Here is a 16183-nt window from a genome sequence, read left to right on the forward strand (position 1 = left end):
GGCGTCGAAGAACGCGATCACGGGGCGCTCGTCCGTGGCGGTGGGGAAGGGCCCGTCGGGGCCGGACTCGTCGGCCCGGGCGGGGCGGTGGGGCCGTCGGGGGCTGCCGGGTTGCGTGCTGATTTGGAGGGGTTGGGTGCGCGGGTGGTGTTCGGGGCGTGTGATGTGGCGGATCGTGGGGCGTTGGAGGGTGTGTTGGCGGGGGTGCCGGTGGAGGCGCCGTTGGTGGGTGTGGTGCATACGGCGGGTGTGGCTGAGGATGGTGTGTTGTCGCAGTTGGACGGGGAGCGGTTGGAGCGGGTGCTGCGGCCGAAGGTGGATGGTGCGTGGAATCTGCATGAGTTGACGCGTGGGTGTGGGTTGAAGGCGTTTGTGTTGTATTCGTCGTTGGCGGGTCTGCTGGGGACGGCGGGTCAGGCGAATTATGCGGCGGGGAATGCGTTTTTGGATGGTCTGGCGTCGTTGCGTCGGGCTGAGGGTTTGGTGGGGGTGTCGATGGTGTGGGGTTTGTGGGAGGAGTCGAGTGGGATCAGTGGGGATTTGGGTGAGGTGGATCTGCGGCGGTTGGGGCGGTTGGGGTTGCGGGCGTTGTCGTCGTCGGAGGGGTTGAGGCTGTTTGATGCGGCGTTGGGTGTGCGGGAGCCGGTGGTGGCGTTGACGGGTGTGGACGGGGGTGCGTTGCGGGCGCGGGGTGATGAGGTGCCGGTGATGTTGCGGGGGCTGGTGCCTGGTGGGTCGCGGCGTCGGGGTGTGGTGTCGGGTGGGGATGGTGGTGGGGGTCAGTCGTTGGGTGTGCGGTTGTCGGGTCTGTCGGTGGAGGAGCGTGGGCGGGTTCTGGTGGATCTGGTGCGGGGTGTGGTGGCCGGGATTCTGGGTCATGACGATCCGCGGGAGGTCGAGGCCGATCGGGCGTTCCAGGAGATGGGTTTCGATTCGCTGAACGCGGTGGAGTTGCGGAACCGGTTGAACGCGTTGGGCGGGCTGCGGCTGGCGAACACGGTGGTCTTCGACTATCCCTCGGTCAGTGCGCTGGCCGGTTTCCTCGACAGGCAACTCGCCGACCAGGACACCCCCACAACCAACAACACCCTCCCCACCGCACTGGGGGAGCTGGAGGAGTACATCCGGAGCGCCGGGGGAGACGACGCGCTGCGGCGAAGCATCACCGAACAGCTGCAGCGGCTGCTGGAGCTGGCGGGTGCCGGCCCGAACGAGGGCCATGACGCCAACGACGACCTCGACTCCGCCAGTGACGAGGAGCTCTTCGCACTGATCGACGGAGCCGAGTAGCCGTTCGCCGGCGGGGTGGGCGGCCGACCCGGACGGGCCGGCCGCCCACCCCGTACATCCACTGCGTGCGGTCTCCGCGCGGACGGACGCAACGCCACCAACGGAACACCACAACAGGAAGAGGACACCGAACGATGGGCACTGACCGATGGATACGCCGGATGGGAGTGCCGGGCTCGGGCAACGTCCGGCTGGTGTGCTTTCCGCACGCGGGCGGCGCCGTCACCTTCTTCACGGGGCTCGCGCGGGCGCTGGCGCCGGACATCGAGGTGCTGGGAGTGCAGTACCCGGGCCGCCAGGACCGCCACCGGGAGCAGCCGGTCGATGAGATCCCCCGGATGGCGGCAGCCGTCGGCGAGGAACTGGAGGCGCTCCTCTCGGACGGGCGCCCGTGTGCGTTCCTCGGCCACAGCATGGGCGCACTGGTGGCTTTCGAAACGGGCCTGTTGCTGCGCGGGGGACAGGCGTCGAAGGGTCTGACCCGGCTGTTCGCCTCCGGCCGTGCCACTCCGCCGGCGGGACCGCTCCCCGGCGATCTGGTGACCGGGGACGAGCTGCTGACCGAGCTGCACCGGATGGGGGGCATCGGCGAAGACGTGCTGAACGACCCCGAGATGCTCTCGATGATCATGCCGGTGGTGCAGGCCGACTACCAGGCGCTGGCGGCGTACCGTATGGCTCCCGGTGCCTCGCTGGACTGCCCGGTCACGGTGCTGACGGGAGAGACGGACCCCGTCGTCTCGCCGCAGGAGGCGGCACGGTGGCAGGAGGTCACCTCGGCCCCCACCCAGGTGCACGTCTTCCCGGGGGGCCACTTCTATCTACAGGACCAGGTCCGGCAGGTCGCCGCAGTGGTGCGCGAGTCACTGCTTCCCGGCTGACCCGGCGCCGGCCCGGGGGGTGCGGGCCGCCTCCCGGGTGCCGGGGGTCACTCGGCAGGGGGCTCGTAGGCCAGGTTGTGCATGGAGCACAGCTCGTACAAGTTCTCCTCGAACACCGGCTCGAGATCGCTGTAGGCGAAGTCGAGCTGGCGGAGTATCTCCATGCACAGCAGGCCGTACAGCTTGATCCAGCTCGACAGGAACAGGTGGAGGGCCTCCGGCGGGAGGGTGCTGTTCGTGCGGGCCGAGTAGTCGGACATCTGCCGCTGGATGGACGGTGCCAGGTCGGTGAAGGCCGTCACCGGGTAGGGGGCCTGCTTCCACACCTCCACCAGCTGGTCGAGGAAGACGCTCTCGAACTGCTGTCCCGCCTGCTGCCGCGGCGACTCCTCGTCCGGCTTTGCCGCCGACATCACGGGGCTGGCGAACATCCAGCTGAACTCGCTGGGGTGGTCGAGCGCCCAGGCGCGCATCGCCCGGCACGTCAACAGCAGCCTCCGGCCCGGACGGTCGGGCGGACAGGTGTCCCGCGCCGCCAGCATCGTCGCGGTCAGCTCCTGGTAGAAGTCCGTGATGATCGCTTCGACCAGGGCGTCATGACTGGCGTAATAGCGGTACACGGCGGGGCCGCTCATGCCCATCTCCCGGGCCACGGCGTTGATCGTCACTCCGGTCGGGCCGTGCTTGCGCAGCAGCCCGCGTGCTGTCGTACGAATCTCAAGAAGTGTGGCCTGCCGGCGCCGTTTCACCCAGGAACTTGACGTTTGCTGGCCCATCGCTTCGTCCTCGCAGTCGTAGCCATTGACATGATAGTTGGCCTATGATTTGTTATAGAGCGTAAGTTAAGTCAGTGGTTAGAATATTACTGAGTAGAACTTGTGCTGTCCATAGTCGAGACGCGGGATGACGATGCTGAAGAGGTCCGAGGACTGGCGGTTCGTGGCGGCGGCTCTCGTGCTCGTCGCGGGGGGCGTCTGGGGCGTTTCCCGTGCGCTTTCCGCGCGGGACGCGCAGATCGCCCGGCTGCTCGATGTCCTGGAGAGCGCGGTGGGCGGTGAGGCGGTGGGCCAGGAGGTCCTGAAGGAGGCGCGGCAGCGCTGACCCGGACCCGCCGCGGCCCCGAAAGAGCCGGCGCGCAGCCGTTCCTCCCCCGGGCGGCGGCGCGCTTCTGTGTGTCGGTCCGCCGGCGGCCCGGCCGTTGCGCCGGGACCGCGTGCCGCAGGATCTGACGCACGGTTGCCGAGGCGTCGCCTTCCCTCCACAATGCCTTCTGGGGCCGGAGCCGGGGCCACGCGCTGCTCGTCGGGAGCCGGGCGGGCCGGAGTCGCTCCTCGTCCGGCGTGCCCCGAGACGTCCAGCGCCCGTCCCCGGTGGCATCGGGAGTAGGCCGAGCGCACGAAAACCACATGAGGTTCCCCGCTTCCTGAGATCGGTACGGATTCAGTTGCGGCGTGGACGACTCGCACGGCAGAGCAACCTGGGTGAGCGGCTGAGACAAGCCTAGGGGTGTCCCCGACCCGCAAAGGGCGTCCGCAGACCGCGCGGTGAGCGGGCAGTGGAAGCGTGATGTGCGCTGCACGGCCTGCCCCTTCGCGGTACGAGGGGCAGTTCCCGAAGGGTTTCCGTGACGGGTGCCGCGGAGCTCGCGCGGCACCCCGCGGCACGGGGTCTCACTCGTCCAGGATCCTGGCCACCAGTTCGGCGGCGCGCGGGTGCGGCATGCCCGCCGCGCACAGGAGGGTGACCGTGACGGCGTAACCGGCCTCCTCGGCGCGCACCTGGCCGTTGTTGGTGGCCTCCATCATCGAGAACAGCACGCCCTCCAGGACGTACCGCAGCCCCTCCGGCGGCAGTGGTGAGGAGAACGACCCCTCCTCCAGGGCGCGTTGGATCAGCTGCGTGCCGGCCCCGTGGACGGCGCCGAGGCGGTCCCGGATCCCCTCCATCGTGAGGCTCTGCTGGGCGAGGGAGAGCAGCAGGCGGTACCGGTCGACGACCTTCCAGACCGCGAGGAGCGAGCGGGCGAGTGCCTCCGCCGGATCCGCCACGCCTTCCCGGCCGGCGGCGTGCGCCTGCTCCACCGCCTCGATGGCCTCGCCGATGATCGCGGCTACCAGTGCGTCGCGGCTGGTGAAGTGGCCGTACACCGTGCGCCGCGACAGGCCCGCCGCGAGGGCGATCTGGTTCATGGACGCGTCCGGGCTGCGGAGCAGCTCGACGAGGGCGACGTCGAGGATGTGTCGGCGGTTGGCTTCGGCTCTGAGGCTCGACGCGTGTGGATGCATGGCGCCTAGTTTTACAGATGTGTGCAAGTACGGCTACATTCACAGGTGTGCGCAACTTGCAGTCGCGCTGCCCTGCGCTGCCGGCATGCGGTCGCAGAGCCGAACCGAGAACCGAGGGGGACCCATGCCGCTAATCGTCAACGAGCCGGTCGAGCGGTTGAGCCGGCCGTACTCCCGCCGCTGGTGGGCGCTGATGGTGCTCTGCCTGAGCCTGATCATCTCGGTCATGGCGAACACCGCCCTGACGGTCGCGGCGCCGGCCATGACCCGCGACCTCGATCTGTCCAGCTCCGACCTGCAGTGGGTCATCGACGCGTACACCGTCCCGTACGCCGCGCTGATGCTGCTGCTCGGCGCGATCGGCGACAAGTACGGCCGGCGGGGCTCGTTGGTGCTCGGCCTGCTCATCATGGGGGCGGGCGGCGTGGCCGGCGCCTTCGCGGACACCTCCGTCCAGGTCATCGCCGTCCGCGCGGCCATGGGGTTCGGTGCCGCCATGATCATGCCCGCGACGCTGTCGCTGCTCGCGGCGATGTTCCCGCGCAGGGAACGGGCCAAGGCGATCACCATCTGGGCGGCGACCTCGGGCCTCTCCATCGCCGCCGGGCCGCTGATCGCCGGTGTGCTGCTCAAGGACAACGGCTGGGAGTCCACGTTCCTGATCAACGTGCCGGTGTGCGCCGTCGCGATCCTGGCGGCGTACGTCCTGGTGCCGCCGTCCAAGGCCGGCGACCGCGGCCGGATCGACTACGGCGGCGGCGTGCTCTCCGTGGTCTGGTCCGGCGCCCTCATCTACATGATCATTGACGGCCCCCACTTCGGCTGGGGCCGGTCGGCGTTCACCGCCGCGGCGATCGCCGGGATCGGCCTGCTCCTGTTCGTCTGGTGGGAGTTGCGCCACCCGCGTCCGATCCTCGACGTGCGGAAGTTCGCCCAGCGCGGCTTCGCCGGCGCGAACCTCGGCATCGCCGCCTTCTTCCTCGCCGTGTTCGGCGTCTTCTACTACCTCACTCAGCACTTCCAGTTCGTCCTGGACTACGACCCGCTGGAAACCGGCATCCGCATGCTGCCGCTGGCGTTCGGGGTGTTCCTGGGCGCCGCGCTGACCGGCATGCTGACCCCGCGCCTCGGCGCGCGCGTCATGGTGACGCTGGGCATGGTGGGCGGTACGACGGCCCTGGCCCTGCTCATCGGCGTCGACGCGGGCTCCACGTACGGGGACTTCGTCGCCCCGCTCGCCCTGCTCGGCGTCTCCCTCGGCCTCGCCGTCTCCCCGTGCACGGACACCATCATGGGTGCCTTCCCCGAGTCGGAGCTCGGCGTCGGCGGCGCCGTGAACGACACCTCGCTCGAACTCGGCGGATCGCTCGGCATCGCGGTCCTCGGCTCGGTGCTCGCCTCGTCGTACGCGGCGAACCTCACCGACGCGACCAAGGGCGGCGGGGTCCCGCCTCAGGCGCTGGAGGCCGCGAAGGACTCGGTCGGCGCCGGCAACGCCGTGGCCCAGTCCTTCGACGAGCGGGCACGTCAGCTGACGGAACAGGCGGCGCAGGCAGCGTCCCCCGCGGACGCCGCCGCGCTCAAGGAGCAGGCGGCGGAAGTGGCGCGGGGCTCGGCCCGGATGGCCGACGCGGTCGGGTCCGCCTTCTCCGACGCGGTGTCCCACACGAGCCTGGTCGGCGCGGTCGTCCTCGGTGCGGGCGCCCTGGTCGTCGCCGTACTGATGCCCCGCAAGTCCGCCGAGCCGCAGCCCCCCGTCGAGGCGGAAGCCCTGCCCGAGCCCCCGCAGACTCCGGTGCCCACGAGGGTGGGCCGGTGAGGCGGCCCTCCGGCCGAAGCGTGTGCTGAGACCGCGCCGACGGCACCACGAAGGCCGCCCGGCGCAGGAGTGAAAGCCGCCCGCGCCGGCGGACCGGACGCGATCCCGCTCCGGTCCGCCGGCGCGGGCAGCCGTTTCGGTGGTGACGCCGGCAGCGGTGACGCCGGCGGTACGACGCCTGGCAGTGGCAGCAGTGGCAGCAGTGGCAGCAGTGGCAGCAGTGGCAGCAGTGGCAGCAGCGGCGGACGGCCGGCGCGGGCACGCCGCTGCGCAGCTCACGGGACCGCGTGCAGGGCGCCGCGGTGGAAGACGATCGATGTGGAGCCCGCCGTGGCCGGCCGTCCCAGACCGGCCACGCGCGCCAGGGCGAAGTGGTGGTCGCCGAGCTTTCGTATCTCCTCGACCCGGCAGTCGAGCCACGCGGCGACGCCGGGGAGCAGGGGATTGCCCAGCGGAGACGTCGCCGGCGTCAGCCCCGCGAACTTGTCGCCGCCGCTGCTCGCGAACCGGGCGCACAGCTCCTGCTGGTCGCCCGAGAGGACGTTGACGGTGAAGGTGGCCGAACGCCTCATCTCGGGCCAGCTCGACGACTTCTCGTCGACGAAGATGCCGATCAGCGGCGGATCCAGCGACACCGACACGAACGACCCCACGGTCAGCCCGGCCGGCCCGCCCTCTGTTGTCGCCGTGACCACGGTGACGGCTGTCGGAACCTCGCGCAGCACACCGCGGAGCGTCCCCGAACTGACGGGCACCGCTGCGTCGGTGTGGTCGCGGGCGGGCGAAGTCGTGCCCATGGTGTCCTCCCGGTCGAGTCGTCCTCCGGCAGACCCTGGCACCCGGCCCTGGAGAGCCGGTCACCGCCACATGGTGCGCGGCAGATCCGCAACGGCGGCGGACGAGCCGCGAGCCGTCCCCACTCCCGGGTCTTCAGTCATCCTCCAGGCGCGACCGCCAGGCTCGGCCGGGTAGAGCCAGTGTCAGCAGGTCAGGAGGAAAACGTCATGACGACGGAGCCGCAGAGCGGGGAGTCCCGGGTCGCTTTCGTCACGGGTGCCACGCGGGGCATCGGCCGTGCGGTGGCCGAGACCCTGGGCGGGGCCGGCATCAAGGTCTTCATCACCGCACGCAACGCCGAGGACGTCACGGCGACGGTGAAGGAGCTGACCGAGGCAGGCATCACGGTCGACGGCACCGCCGCCGACGTACGGTCCGGCGACGACGTCGCCCGGTCGGTCGCGACGGCCGTCGAGCGTTTCGGCCCCATCGACATCCTGGTCAACAACGCGGGCCGCAGCGGCGGCGGAGTGACCGCCCAGATCACCGACGAACTCTGGAACGACGTCGTCGAGACCAACCTGACCAGCGTCTTCCGCGTCACCCGCGAAGTGCTCAACGCGGGCGGCATGGCAGCCAAGTCCGTCGGGCGGATCATCAACATCGCCTCGACGGGCGGCAAGCAGGGCGTGATGCTCGGAGCGCCGTACAGCGCCTCAAAGCACGCGGTTGTCGGCTTCACCAAGTCGCTCGGACTGGAGCTGGCCAAGACCGGGATCACCGTCAACGCCGTCTGCCCCGGCTACGTGGAGACTCCCATGGCCAAGAGGGTGCGCGAAGGGTACGCGGGCCACTGGGAGGTCGCCGAGGAAGAGGTGCTCAAACGGTTCGAGGCCAAGATCCCGCTGGGCCGCTACACCGCCCCCGGGGAAGTCGCCGCCCTGGTCGCCTACCTGGCCGGTCCCGCCGCCGCCCCCGTCACCGCCCAGGCCATCAACGTCTGCGGCGGCCTCGGCAACTACTGACGCGCCCGCGGACGACCCGTGCGCGTACGGGCGGCCGCAACCCCGCCCAGCCCTACCGAAGGAGAGCCGGACCCACCATGGCAGTGACGCATCACGCTCGGCACACGATCACCGTCGACGCTCCGGCGCGCACGGTGTACGACATCGTCGCGGACGCCGCCGACTGGCCGCGGGTCTTCCCCCCGTCGGTCCACGTCGAGCGGACGCCGCTCGGCGACGGCGAGGAGGCCCTGCGCATCTGGGCCACGGCCAACGACGAAGTGAAGCACTGGCAGTCGAGGCGGTGGCTCGACCCGGAGGCGCTCACGGTCGCCTTCCGGCAGGAACGGACCACGGCTCCGGCGACGTCGATGGGCGGCCGGTGGCAGATACGCGCGCTGTCCGACGGCCGCTGCGAGGTCGTCCTCCTCCACGACTTCACCGCGCAGGACGACGACCCCGGGAACGTCGAGTGGATCAACCGGGCGCTGGACCGCAACAGCGAGGCCGAGCTGAGCCGGATGAAGGCCACCGCCGAATCCGCCGGTGAACTGGGCGAGTTGCTGTGCACCTTCGAGGACCGGGTGCGCATCGAGGCGCCGATTGCGGACGTGCACGCGTTCCTGTGGCGCGGCGAGCAGTGGCAGGACCGGCTGCCGCACGTGGCCCGGGTGAAGCTGTCGGAGCCGGAGGACGACATCCAGGTCCTCGAGATGGACACCCTGGCCAAGGACGGCTCCCGGCACACCACCGAGTCGGTACGGGTGAGCCTCGGGTCCTCGAGGATCGTCTACAAGCAGCTGCGGGTGCCGCCGCTGCTCACCGCGCACGTCGGCGAGTGGCTGCTGGAGGAGGCGGACGGGGGCACGACGGCCGTGGCGCGCCACACCGTCGTGATCAACCCGTCCTCGGTCACCCTGCTCGGCCCGGACACCACCGTGGCCGGCGCGCGCACCTTCATACGGGAGACGCTGGGTGCCAACAGTCTGGCGACGCTGCGGCACGCCAAGGAGTTCACCGAACCGAGCCCCGCCCGCTGACCGCGGCGCCGGACACACCCGGCCGGTGGCCCGGCCGGGGCCGGCACCCGCGCATCGGCACCTGTGCACCACTGCATCCGCACCGGCCGGGCCCGTACCCAGGGCCCGGCCGGTGCGGATGCAGTGCGTCGTGGGCCGTCGCCCGCGCCCGTGCGCCCGCGCACTTGGACATGGCCCACGTGTGCGTGACGGGCGCGACGGGTCAGGCGTGACGGGCAGCGGCGACGGTCAGGCGTGACAGGCGACGGGGCGGCCCCCGTTGAACTCCGCCATCTCCGCGAAGACCGGGGCCGACCGGATCTCGGTGTCCCGGGGCCGCGACGACTCCTCGACGTAGGCGCGGTGCAGATTGGCCACCAGGCGCTCGGAGTCACGGAGTCCGGCGTACGGGCCGAGGCCGGCGTCGCGCGCGGCCTGCAGCGGTGAGGCCCCGGCGGCCAGGCCCGCCCGGGCGGTGTCGCGCACCCACAGCAGGTAGTCGCGGGTGTCGTCGAGCACCTCGGGGCCGGCGACCGGCCCGTGTCCGCCCACGACGACGGCCGGGTCCAGGGCGCGCAGCCTCGTGATGGCCTCCAGGGTGCCGCTCAGGGAGCCCATGAGGACGAAGGGCGTGCAGCCGGGCAGCAGGACGTCACCCGCGAACAGGACGCGCTGTTCGGGGAGCCAGACCACGATGTCACTGGTGGTGTGTGCGGGGCCCACGTGGATCAACTCGGCGGTCAGGCCCCCGACATGGAGTGTGGCGCGGTCCCGGAACGTCAGGGTGGGCAGCGCGAGGCGGAGGTCGCCCCAGTCCGTGTCCGGCCAGACCTCCCGCATCGCGAGGCCGCGGCGGGCCATTTCGTTCCGGGTCACCTCGTGCGACACCACGGTGGCGTGCGGGGCGACCACCGAGTTGCCGAAGTGGTGGTCCCCGTGATGGTGGGTGGTGACGATCGTGCCCACCTCCAGCGGCGTACGGGAGGCGACGGCCGCGCGCAGGGCGCGGGCCCGCCGTTCGGTGGCGGCGGTGTCCACCACGGCCACCGCGCCGTCTCCGATCAGCACCCCGGCGTTGTTCAGGCACCAGCCCCCGTCCGGCTGGACGTAGGCGTGGACGCCCGGTGCGAGCTCTTCCAGACGGGGAGGGTCCTGCGCGGGCGGGGTGCCGGTGCGGGGCGTGGCCGACGGCTGGGTCATTCGGGCGTTCCTTCCCGGGGCGGGCGGGGTCCGGTTGCGCGAGCGCCCCCTCACGATCTGCCGTTCCGCTGGAGGGCCGGAGGTGGGCGGATGGCCGCGGACAGGAGGCCCGCAGGAGCGGTCGTCCCCGCCGTGTGGAACAGCTTGCACCGGAGAGAAGTGCGGGACATACTGTTCCGTAGTTGTGGGGCGAGTTGTTCCGTTTCCAGAGGACGAGCTGTCGCTGTCCATACACCCCCCCATTCCCACCGCACCTCGGCAGGAGATTCCTGGTGTCCGAACAGTCCCTGGGGCAGGCTCACGCATCCCCGTCCGCTTCCCCACCGGCCGGCGCCGCGACCGGCTCACCCTCCCGCAAGGGTCTGGCGCTGACCGCCATCGCGGTCGCCCAGCTGATGGTCGTGCTCGACGTGTCGATCGTCAACGTGGCGCTGCCGTCCATCCAGTCGGCTCTCGACTTCTCCGCGACCAACCTGGAGTGGGTGGTCAACGCCTACGCGCTCGCCTTCGGCGGACTGCTGCTGCTCGGCGGGCGGATCGCGGACATGTACGGTCAGCGCCGCACGCTCCTCTTCGGCATCGGACTGCTGACGGTGTCGTCGCTGCTCGGCGGCCTCGCGACCAACCAGGGCTGGCTGATCGGCGCCCGGGCCGTGCAGGGCGTCGCCGGTGCGCTGATCGCACCCGCCGCTCTGGCGCTGATCGCCAGCACGTTCTCCGAGGGCGCCGAACGCAACAAGGCCATGGGCATCTACGCGGCCATGGGCGGCGCGGGCGGCGCGCTCGGCAACGTGCTGGGCGGCGTCTTCACCGACGCGCTGAGCTGGCGCTGGGTGCTGTTCGTCAACGTTCCCATCGGTGTTCTGCTGCTGCTGGCCGCGGTCAAGGCGTTCCCCGCCGAGCGCGTCACCACCGGGGGGCGGCGCCTCGACCTGCCGGGCGCCGTCACCTCCACCGTCGGCATGTCGCTCGTGGTGTACGGGCTGATCCACGCGGCCACCGACGACTGGGGCAGTGCGGGCACGGTCCTGCCGCTCGCCGTCGGCGCCGCGCTGCTCGCCGTCTTCCTCTTCATCGAGTTCCGCACGGACTCCCCGCTCATGCCGCCGAGCATCTTCCGCAACCGCAACCGGTCCGGTGCGTACGCGATCATGCTGGCGCTCGGTGCCGGCATGATCGCCCTCTTCTACTTCCTCACCCTGTTCATGCAGATCGTGCTCGGCTTCAGCCCGCTCAAGACCGGCTTCGCCTTCCTGCCGTTCGCCGTGGGAGCGGCGGTCTTCGCGACGATCAGCAGCCAGGTGGTCGGGCGTGTCGGCCCGCGGATCCTGCTCGGCGCCGGCACCCTCCTGGCGGCCGTCGCCTTCTTCTGGTTCTCGCAGCTCAGCGAGAACGGCAGCTACAGCGGCGATCTGCTCGGCCCGCTGAGCCTCGCCGGATGCAGCGTGGGCCTGTGCTTCGTGCCGCTCACCCTCGCGGCGGTGGCAGGGGTGCGCAAGGCCCAGGCGGGTGTCTCCTCCGCCCTCCTCAACGCCGGTCAGCAGGTCGGTGCCGCACTGGGCCTCGCGGCCCTCGGGACGGTCGCGATCAGCGCCACCAAGGACCGGCTCACCGAGCTGATGGGAGCGGCCGCCGCCGAATCGGCCGAGGGCTACGGACCCGCCGACGCGGCGAACATGCCGCCGGAGGTCCGCAAGGCGGTGTTCGACTCGCTCGCGCAGGGCTACGGCACGGCGTTCATGGTGGCCGGCTTCGTCCTGCTCGGCGCGTTCGTCCTCGCCGTCCTGGTGCTCCGGGTCTCCTCCAAGGACGCGGAGGACGCCGAGATGGGGGTCGTGATCTGACCCGCCGGACCCTCGTCCGGCCCTCGCCCGAACCCCCGTACCGACACTCGACCCGCAGGAGGCCGCAGTGAACGCCCGAGCGCAGACCGGCAGCGCACCAGCCGTCGACCTGACGATGATGTACGCGATCCACCACGCCTTCCGGCGGGATCTGCGGCTGCTGGAGGAGGCGCAGCACGACGACCTCGCGGCCTTCCGGCAGGGATGGCAGCGTTTCAAGACCTACCTGACGATCCACCACCTCGCCGAGGACCACTCCCTGTGGCCCGTGCTGCGCACCAAACTGGCCGGGCAGAAGGAGGCGTTGGAGATGCTCCGGGCCATGGAGGTCGAGCACGCACAGCTCGACACGGCCGTGGAGAAGATCGACGCGGCGCTCGGCCGGCAGGGCGGTGAACGGGCGCTTCCGGACCTCATGGAGGACGTCGCCGCCTGTCTGCTCGACCACCTCGACCACGAGGAGGCCCAGGCCCTGCCCCTGGTGGAGAGCGAGCTGTCGGCGGCCGAGTGGGACGCCTTCGTGACGGAGCAGCGCACCCAGGTCGGCATCAAGGGCGCGGCGACGTTCTTCCCCTGGCTGCTCGACGGGGTGCCGGAGGACGAACGACGCAACGTGCTCGACCGGGTCCCGGCCCCGCTGCGCCTGGTGTACCGGGGAGTGTGGCGGCCCAGGTACGAGCGCAACTCGCCCTGGAAGGGCGGGGCCGCCGCCTCCTGAGGGCGGGACCCCGGTAAGACTCCGGTGCCGGACGTGGACATCCCCCGCCGCGTCCGGCACCGGTCCGCCTTCTCGCCCCGCCCCGGCGGGGCCCCTGTTCCGGACCGCCCGCAACATGGGAACTCCCGGATCACCGGAACCGCCCGGGACACCGCGACGGCTCCGAACCGCCCGGAACATCGGAACTGCCCGGGGCACCGGGACGGCTCAGAACATCAAAACCGATCAGGACGTCAGAACACCAGCACAGCCTTGCCGTTGACCTGTCGGTCACCGACGCCGCGCAGCACGGGATCCGGGTCCGACCAGTCGCCGACGAGCGTGACCTGCGGGTCCAGGGCGCCCTCGGCGACGAGCCGCAGCAGCACCCCGAGATCCTCCCCGACGGGCCTGCGCGGCATCTCGTCGAACAGGTGGAGATACCGGATCCGGACACCGGGGCGGGCATGGCCCCAGTCGAAGGGCAGGGAGAGGTCCGAGCGCGTGGTGTTGCCGTAGCAGACCACGACGCCGCGCTGCCCGACCAGTTGGTACGCGCTGCGGAACACCTCGCCGCCGACGCTGTCCACCAGGACGTGCACCGGCTGCGTCACCCCGGGCCCCGCCTCATAGGTGGCGGCCTCGGCGGCACCCAGCTCCGCCAGGCCCTTCAGCCGCTCGGCCGAACCGGCCCAGGCGGACACCTCCGCTCCGGACGCCCGGGCGAGCTGGACGGCGATCCGGCCGACCCCGCCACTGGCGCCCGTGACCAGAACCCGGCGGCCCAGGAGCGACCCGGCGTTGCGCAGGGCGTACAGCGCGGTGAGGCCGGCCACGGGGACGGCCGCGGCGTCGGTCCACTCGACGCCGTCCGGAAGCGGGGCCAGCCGGGCGGCCGACAGGGCGACCCGCTCGCCCCAGCCGTCCCGTTCGGCGACGCCGGCCACCCGGGTGCCGGACGGCGGCCCGCTGCCGTCGGCCGCCGCGCGGACCACCGTGCCGGCCACGTCGAAACCGAGCCGTGAACCCGGCGGCAGCATGCCGAGCAGGGAGAGGTCGCCGCGGTTCACGGAGACCGCCCTGACCTCCACCACGGCCTGGTCGGGCCGGGGTTCGGGCTCGGGCACCGTTACCGGCCGTACTCGGGTGCCGCCGTCCGCGGGAGTGGTGAGTGCTCGCACCTGGTCGTCGCCTCCGTGGCTGTCGTCGCGATGGGATTCCGGGGGAAGAGGGGGTGCCGGGGAAGACGGGAACACCGGGAACCCGAGGCGCCGTTCACCAGCGCACGCCGCCGTCGACCGGCAGCACCGCCCCGTTGACGTAGCTGCTCTCCGCGGAGGCCAGGAAGACTGCGGCCCGGGCCACCTCGGCTCCCGTCCCCGGCCGCCCCGCGGCCAGTGTGTCGCGCAGCCGCGGCCAGAGGACCTCGTTGGCCATCAGCGCGCGTCCCTGCCCCTCCTCGATGAAACCGGGGGACAGGCAGTTCACCGTGATGTCCTTGGGCGCCAGCTCCAGCGCACAGACCTCCGTGAACCGCTCGACGGCCGCCTTGGAGGCGCAGTACGCGGCGGCGCCCGGCATGGCGCGCCGCCCGAGCAGCGAGGACACGGTGATGACCCGCCCCGGCCCGGCCTCCTGGAGGAACGGCACCGCCGCCCTGACCGTGTGGAAGACGCCCGTCAGATTGGTGCCGATCACGGTGTCCCAGTCCTCGCCGGACAGCACCGACACCGGACCGGGCCTGCTCACCCCGGCGTTGGCGACTACGATGTGCGGACCGCCGTACCGCTCGTGGGCCGTACGCATCAGGTCCTCCACCGACTGGGGAACCGTGACGTCGGCCTTCACCTGGACGATCCGGCCGCCCCCGGCCACCGGGTCCGGCTGCGCGTCCTGCACGTCCCTGGCCGCGGCGACCACGACCGCACCCGCGTCGGCCAGCGCCTGCGCGACGGCCCTGCCCAGGCCGCGTGTACCGCCGGTGACCACGGCGGTCCTGCCCTGCAACTGCATTGTTCCTCCTGTGTTCCGGTCGGCGAGAAGAGCCCGCGGAATCCGGGAACTCGATGCTGCTTCGACGAGATGGCGGGGCGAGGGAGCCCGGCTGGAGACGCGCGGCCCGCGGGACTTGCCGGGCACGCCTCCAGCGGCCCTGGACCCGGGGGCCAGGGGCTCCGGCGAGACTCGGGCTCCGCCCGGACCGGCCGGACACCGCGGTCCGGGCGGAGCCTGCCGTAGCGAAGGAGGAAGCCCGTGCCCGTACCCGTGCAGCGCGATTCCGAAGAGACCCGCCTGGCGTTGGCCGGGTGGTTCAAGGCCCGCACGCCCGGGGCCGGCGAGGTGAGGATCGGTCCGGTCGGGGTGCCCGATGCCGCGGGATTCTCCGGAGAGATCCTGCTGTGCGACGCCGAGTGGACCGAGGACGGGGCGACCCGCCGGGAACCCCTGGCGGTGCGGGTGGCCCCCACCGGGCACCGCGTCCTCCCCGACGACCGCTGGACAGAGCAGGTGAGACTGCTGGAGGCGCTCGACGGCACCGACGTCCCCGTGGCCCCCCTGCTGGGGCACGAGCCGGGAGCATCCGTGCTCGGGGCGCCGTTCCTGGTGATGCGCCGGGTCGAGGGACAGGTGCCCGCCGACCTTCCCTCGTACCACCGGGAGGGCTGGCTGGCCGAACTGCCGCCGCACGACCGTCGCGCCGTCTGGCTCGGCGGCGTGGAGATGCTGGCCGCGGTCCACCGGCTCGACCCGGTGGCGCTCGGCCTCGGCTTCCTCGACCGGCCCCAGTACGGCACCGGTCACCTCACGCAGCAACTCGCGGAGTACACCGAACTCCTGCCGTTCTACGGCGCCGACGGCAACGAGGCCGCCACGGCGGCCCTGGCCTGGCTGCACGCGCACCGGCCCGCGGAATCCGGCCGGCCCCGCCTGCTGTGGGGCGACGCCCGGCTCGGCAACATCGTCTACGACGGGGTGACACCGGCCGCCGTACTGGACTGGGAGATGGCCGGACTGGGACGGCCCGAGTCGGACCTGGCCTGGTTCCTGCACCTGGACCGGCACCTGAGCGAGGGCATCGGCGCCGCCCGGCTCGCCGGGCTGCCCGACCGCGCCGAGACGGTGCGCCACTACGAGCGGCTCACCGGACACACCGTGCGGGACCTGGAGTACTACGAGGTCTTCGCCGCGTTCCGGTTCTGCCTGCTCACCGCGCGGGTGACCCGGCTGCTGGAGGAGAGCGGCATCATGCCGCCCGGCACGGACTTCCCGCTGCACCGCAACGCCACGCGGCTGCTGGCGCGGGTCCTGGAGGAGACGGGCGCCCTGCAGGGCGGCACGGCCGCCGCAGGCCGCTGACGAGAAGCAC

The 16183-nt window shown here is 71.7% G+C and carries 15 protein-coding genes; 9 read left to right on the forward strand and 6 right to left on the reverse strand.

Annotation, left to right across the window (positions count from 1 at the left end; all coding sequences use genetic code 11):
- Both HZS56_RS38770 and HZS56_RS22100 read left to right on the forward strand, forming a co-directional pair.
- Positions 1 to 1290 (forward strand): type I polyketide synthase (locus HZS56_RS38770; protein WP_216722502.1); only part of this gene is annotated, 1290 nt, incomplete at its 5' end.
- Between the two features lie 134 nt (positions 1291 to 1424).
- Positions 1425 to 2171 carry a thioesterase II family protein gene (locus HZS56_RS22100; protein ID WP_216722503.1) on the forward strand — a complete coding sequence of 249 codons (747 nt, stop codon included), beginning with the start codon at positions 1425 to 1427 and terminating at the stop codon, positions 2169 to 2171.
- A 47-nt stretch (positions 2172 to 2218) separates the two neighbouring features.
- Here the strand turns inward: HZS56_RS22100 and HZS56_RS22105 are convergent, their stop codons facing one another.
- Positions 2219 to 2920: a TetR/AcrR family transcriptional regulator gene (locus HZS56_RS22105; RefSeq protein WP_216722504.1), complete on the reverse strand. Its 702-nt coding sequence runs from the start codon at positions 2918 to 2920 to the stop codon at positions 2219 to 2221.
- Between the two features lie 154 nt (positions 2921 to 3074).
- On the opposite strand from HZS56_RS22105, the gene HZS56_RS22110 reads away from it, so the two are divergent.
- Positions 3075 to 3272 carry a hypothetical protein gene (locus tag HZS56_RS22110; protein WP_216722505.1) on the forward strand — a complete coding sequence of 66 codons (198 nt, stop codon included), beginning with the start codon at positions 3075 to 3077 and terminating at the stop codon, positions 3270 to 3272.
- 569 nt (positions 3273 to 3841) lie between these two features.
- On the opposite strand, the gene HZS56_RS22115 is transcribed toward HZS56_RS22110, so the two are convergent.
- Complete coding sequence (locus HZS56_RS22115; RefSeq protein ID WP_216722506.1) at positions 3842 to 4456, reverse strand: TetR/AcrR family transcriptional regulator; 615 nt, start codon at positions 4454 to 4456, stop codon at positions 3842 to 3844.
- A 124-nt stretch (positions 4457 to 4580) separates the two neighbouring features.
- On the opposite strand from HZS56_RS22115, the gene HZS56_RS22120 reads away from it, so the two are divergent.
- Entirely contained in the window at positions 4581 to 6275 is a 1695-nt protein-coding gene (locus HZS56_RS22120) for an MFS transporter (protein ID WP_216722507.1), read from the forward strand.
- A 275-nt stretch (positions 6276 to 6550) separates the two neighbouring features.
- On the opposite strand, the gene HZS56_RS22125 is transcribed toward HZS56_RS22120, so the two are convergent.
- Entirely contained in the window at positions 6551 to 7072 is a 522-nt protein-coding gene (locus tag HZS56_RS22125; RefSeq protein WP_216722508.1) for a flavin reductase family protein, read from the reverse strand.
- Positions 7073 to 7279: 207 nt separating this feature from the next.
- On the opposite strand from HZS56_RS22125, the gene HZS56_RS22130 reads away from it, so the two are divergent.
- Together HZS56_RS22130 and HZS56_RS22135 are read left to right on the forward strand one after the other, a co-directional pair.
- The gene (locus tag HZS56_RS22130; RefSeq protein WP_216722509.1) at positions 7280 to 8077 is read left to right on the forward strand and encodes an SDR family NAD(P)-dependent oxidoreductase; all 798 of its coding nucleotides are present in this window, start codon (positions 7280 to 7282) and stop codon (positions 8075 to 8077) included.
- Positions 8078 to 8154: 77 nt separating this feature from the next.
- On the forward strand, positions 8155 to 9096 hold the full coding sequence (locus HZS56_RS22135; protein ID WP_216722510.1) for an aromatase/cyclase: 942 nt from the start codon (positions 8155 to 8157) through the stop codon (positions 9094 to 9096).
- Positions 9097 to 9324: 228 nt separating this feature from the next.
- On the opposite strand, the gene HZS56_RS22140 is transcribed toward HZS56_RS22135, so the two are convergent.
- Positions 9325 to 10275, reverse strand: coding sequence for an MBL fold metallo-hydrolase (locus HZS56_RS22140; RefSeq protein ID WP_216722511.1), 951 nt, complete (start codon positions 10273 to 10275; stop codon positions 9325 to 9327).
- Positions 10276 to 10547: 272 nt separating this feature from the next.
- Here HZS56_RS22140 and HZS56_RS22145 point away from each other — a divergent pair, with 272 nt between their 5' ends.
- On the forward strand, positions 10548 to 12119 hold the full coding sequence (locus tag HZS56_RS22145) for a DHA2 family efflux MFS transporter permease subunit (RefSeq protein WP_216722512.1): 1572 nt from the start codon (positions 10548 to 10550) through the stop codon (positions 12117 to 12119).
- 67 nt (positions 12120 to 12186) lie between these two features.
- Positions 12187 to 12837 carry a hemerythrin domain-containing protein gene (locus HZS56_RS22150; protein ID WP_216722513.1) on the forward strand — a complete coding sequence of 217 codons (651 nt, stop codon included), beginning with the start codon at positions 12187 to 12189 and terminating at the stop codon, positions 12835 to 12837.
- A 233-nt stretch (positions 12838 to 13070) separates the two neighbouring features.
- Here the strand turns inward: HZS56_RS22150 and HZS56_RS22155 are convergent, their stop codons facing one another.
- Both HZS56_RS22155 and HZS56_RS22160 read right to left on the reverse strand, forming a co-directional pair.
- Positions 13071 to 13997 (reverse strand): zinc-binding dehydrogenase, encoded by a 927-nt coding sequence (locus HZS56_RS22155; RefSeq protein WP_308408127.1) that lies wholly within the window; start codon positions 13995 to 13997, stop codon positions 13071 to 13073.
- 94 nt (positions 13998 to 14091) lie between these two features.
- Positions 14092 to 14829: an SDR family NAD(P)-dependent oxidoreductase gene (locus tag HZS56_RS22160; RefSeq protein ID WP_216722514.1), complete on the reverse strand. Its 738-nt coding sequence runs from the start codon at positions 14827 to 14829 to the stop codon at positions 14092 to 14094.
- Between the two features lie 240 nt (positions 14830 to 15069).
- Here HZS56_RS22160 and HZS56_RS22165 point away from each other — a divergent pair, with 240 nt between their 5' ends.
- Positions 15070 to 16173, forward strand: a complete 1104-nt coding sequence (locus tag HZS56_RS22165; protein WP_216722515.1) for a phosphotransferase family protein — start codon at positions 15070 to 15072, stop codon at positions 16171 to 16173.
- The last annotated feature ends 10 nt before the right edge of the window (positions 16174 to 16183 follow it).

The sequence above is a fragment of the Streptomyces mayonensis genome (genome assembly GCF_018982965.1).
GTDB classification, from domain to species: domain Bacteria; phylum Actinomycetota; class Actinomycetes; order Streptomycetales; family Streptomycetaceae; genus Streptomyces; species Streptomyces mayonensis.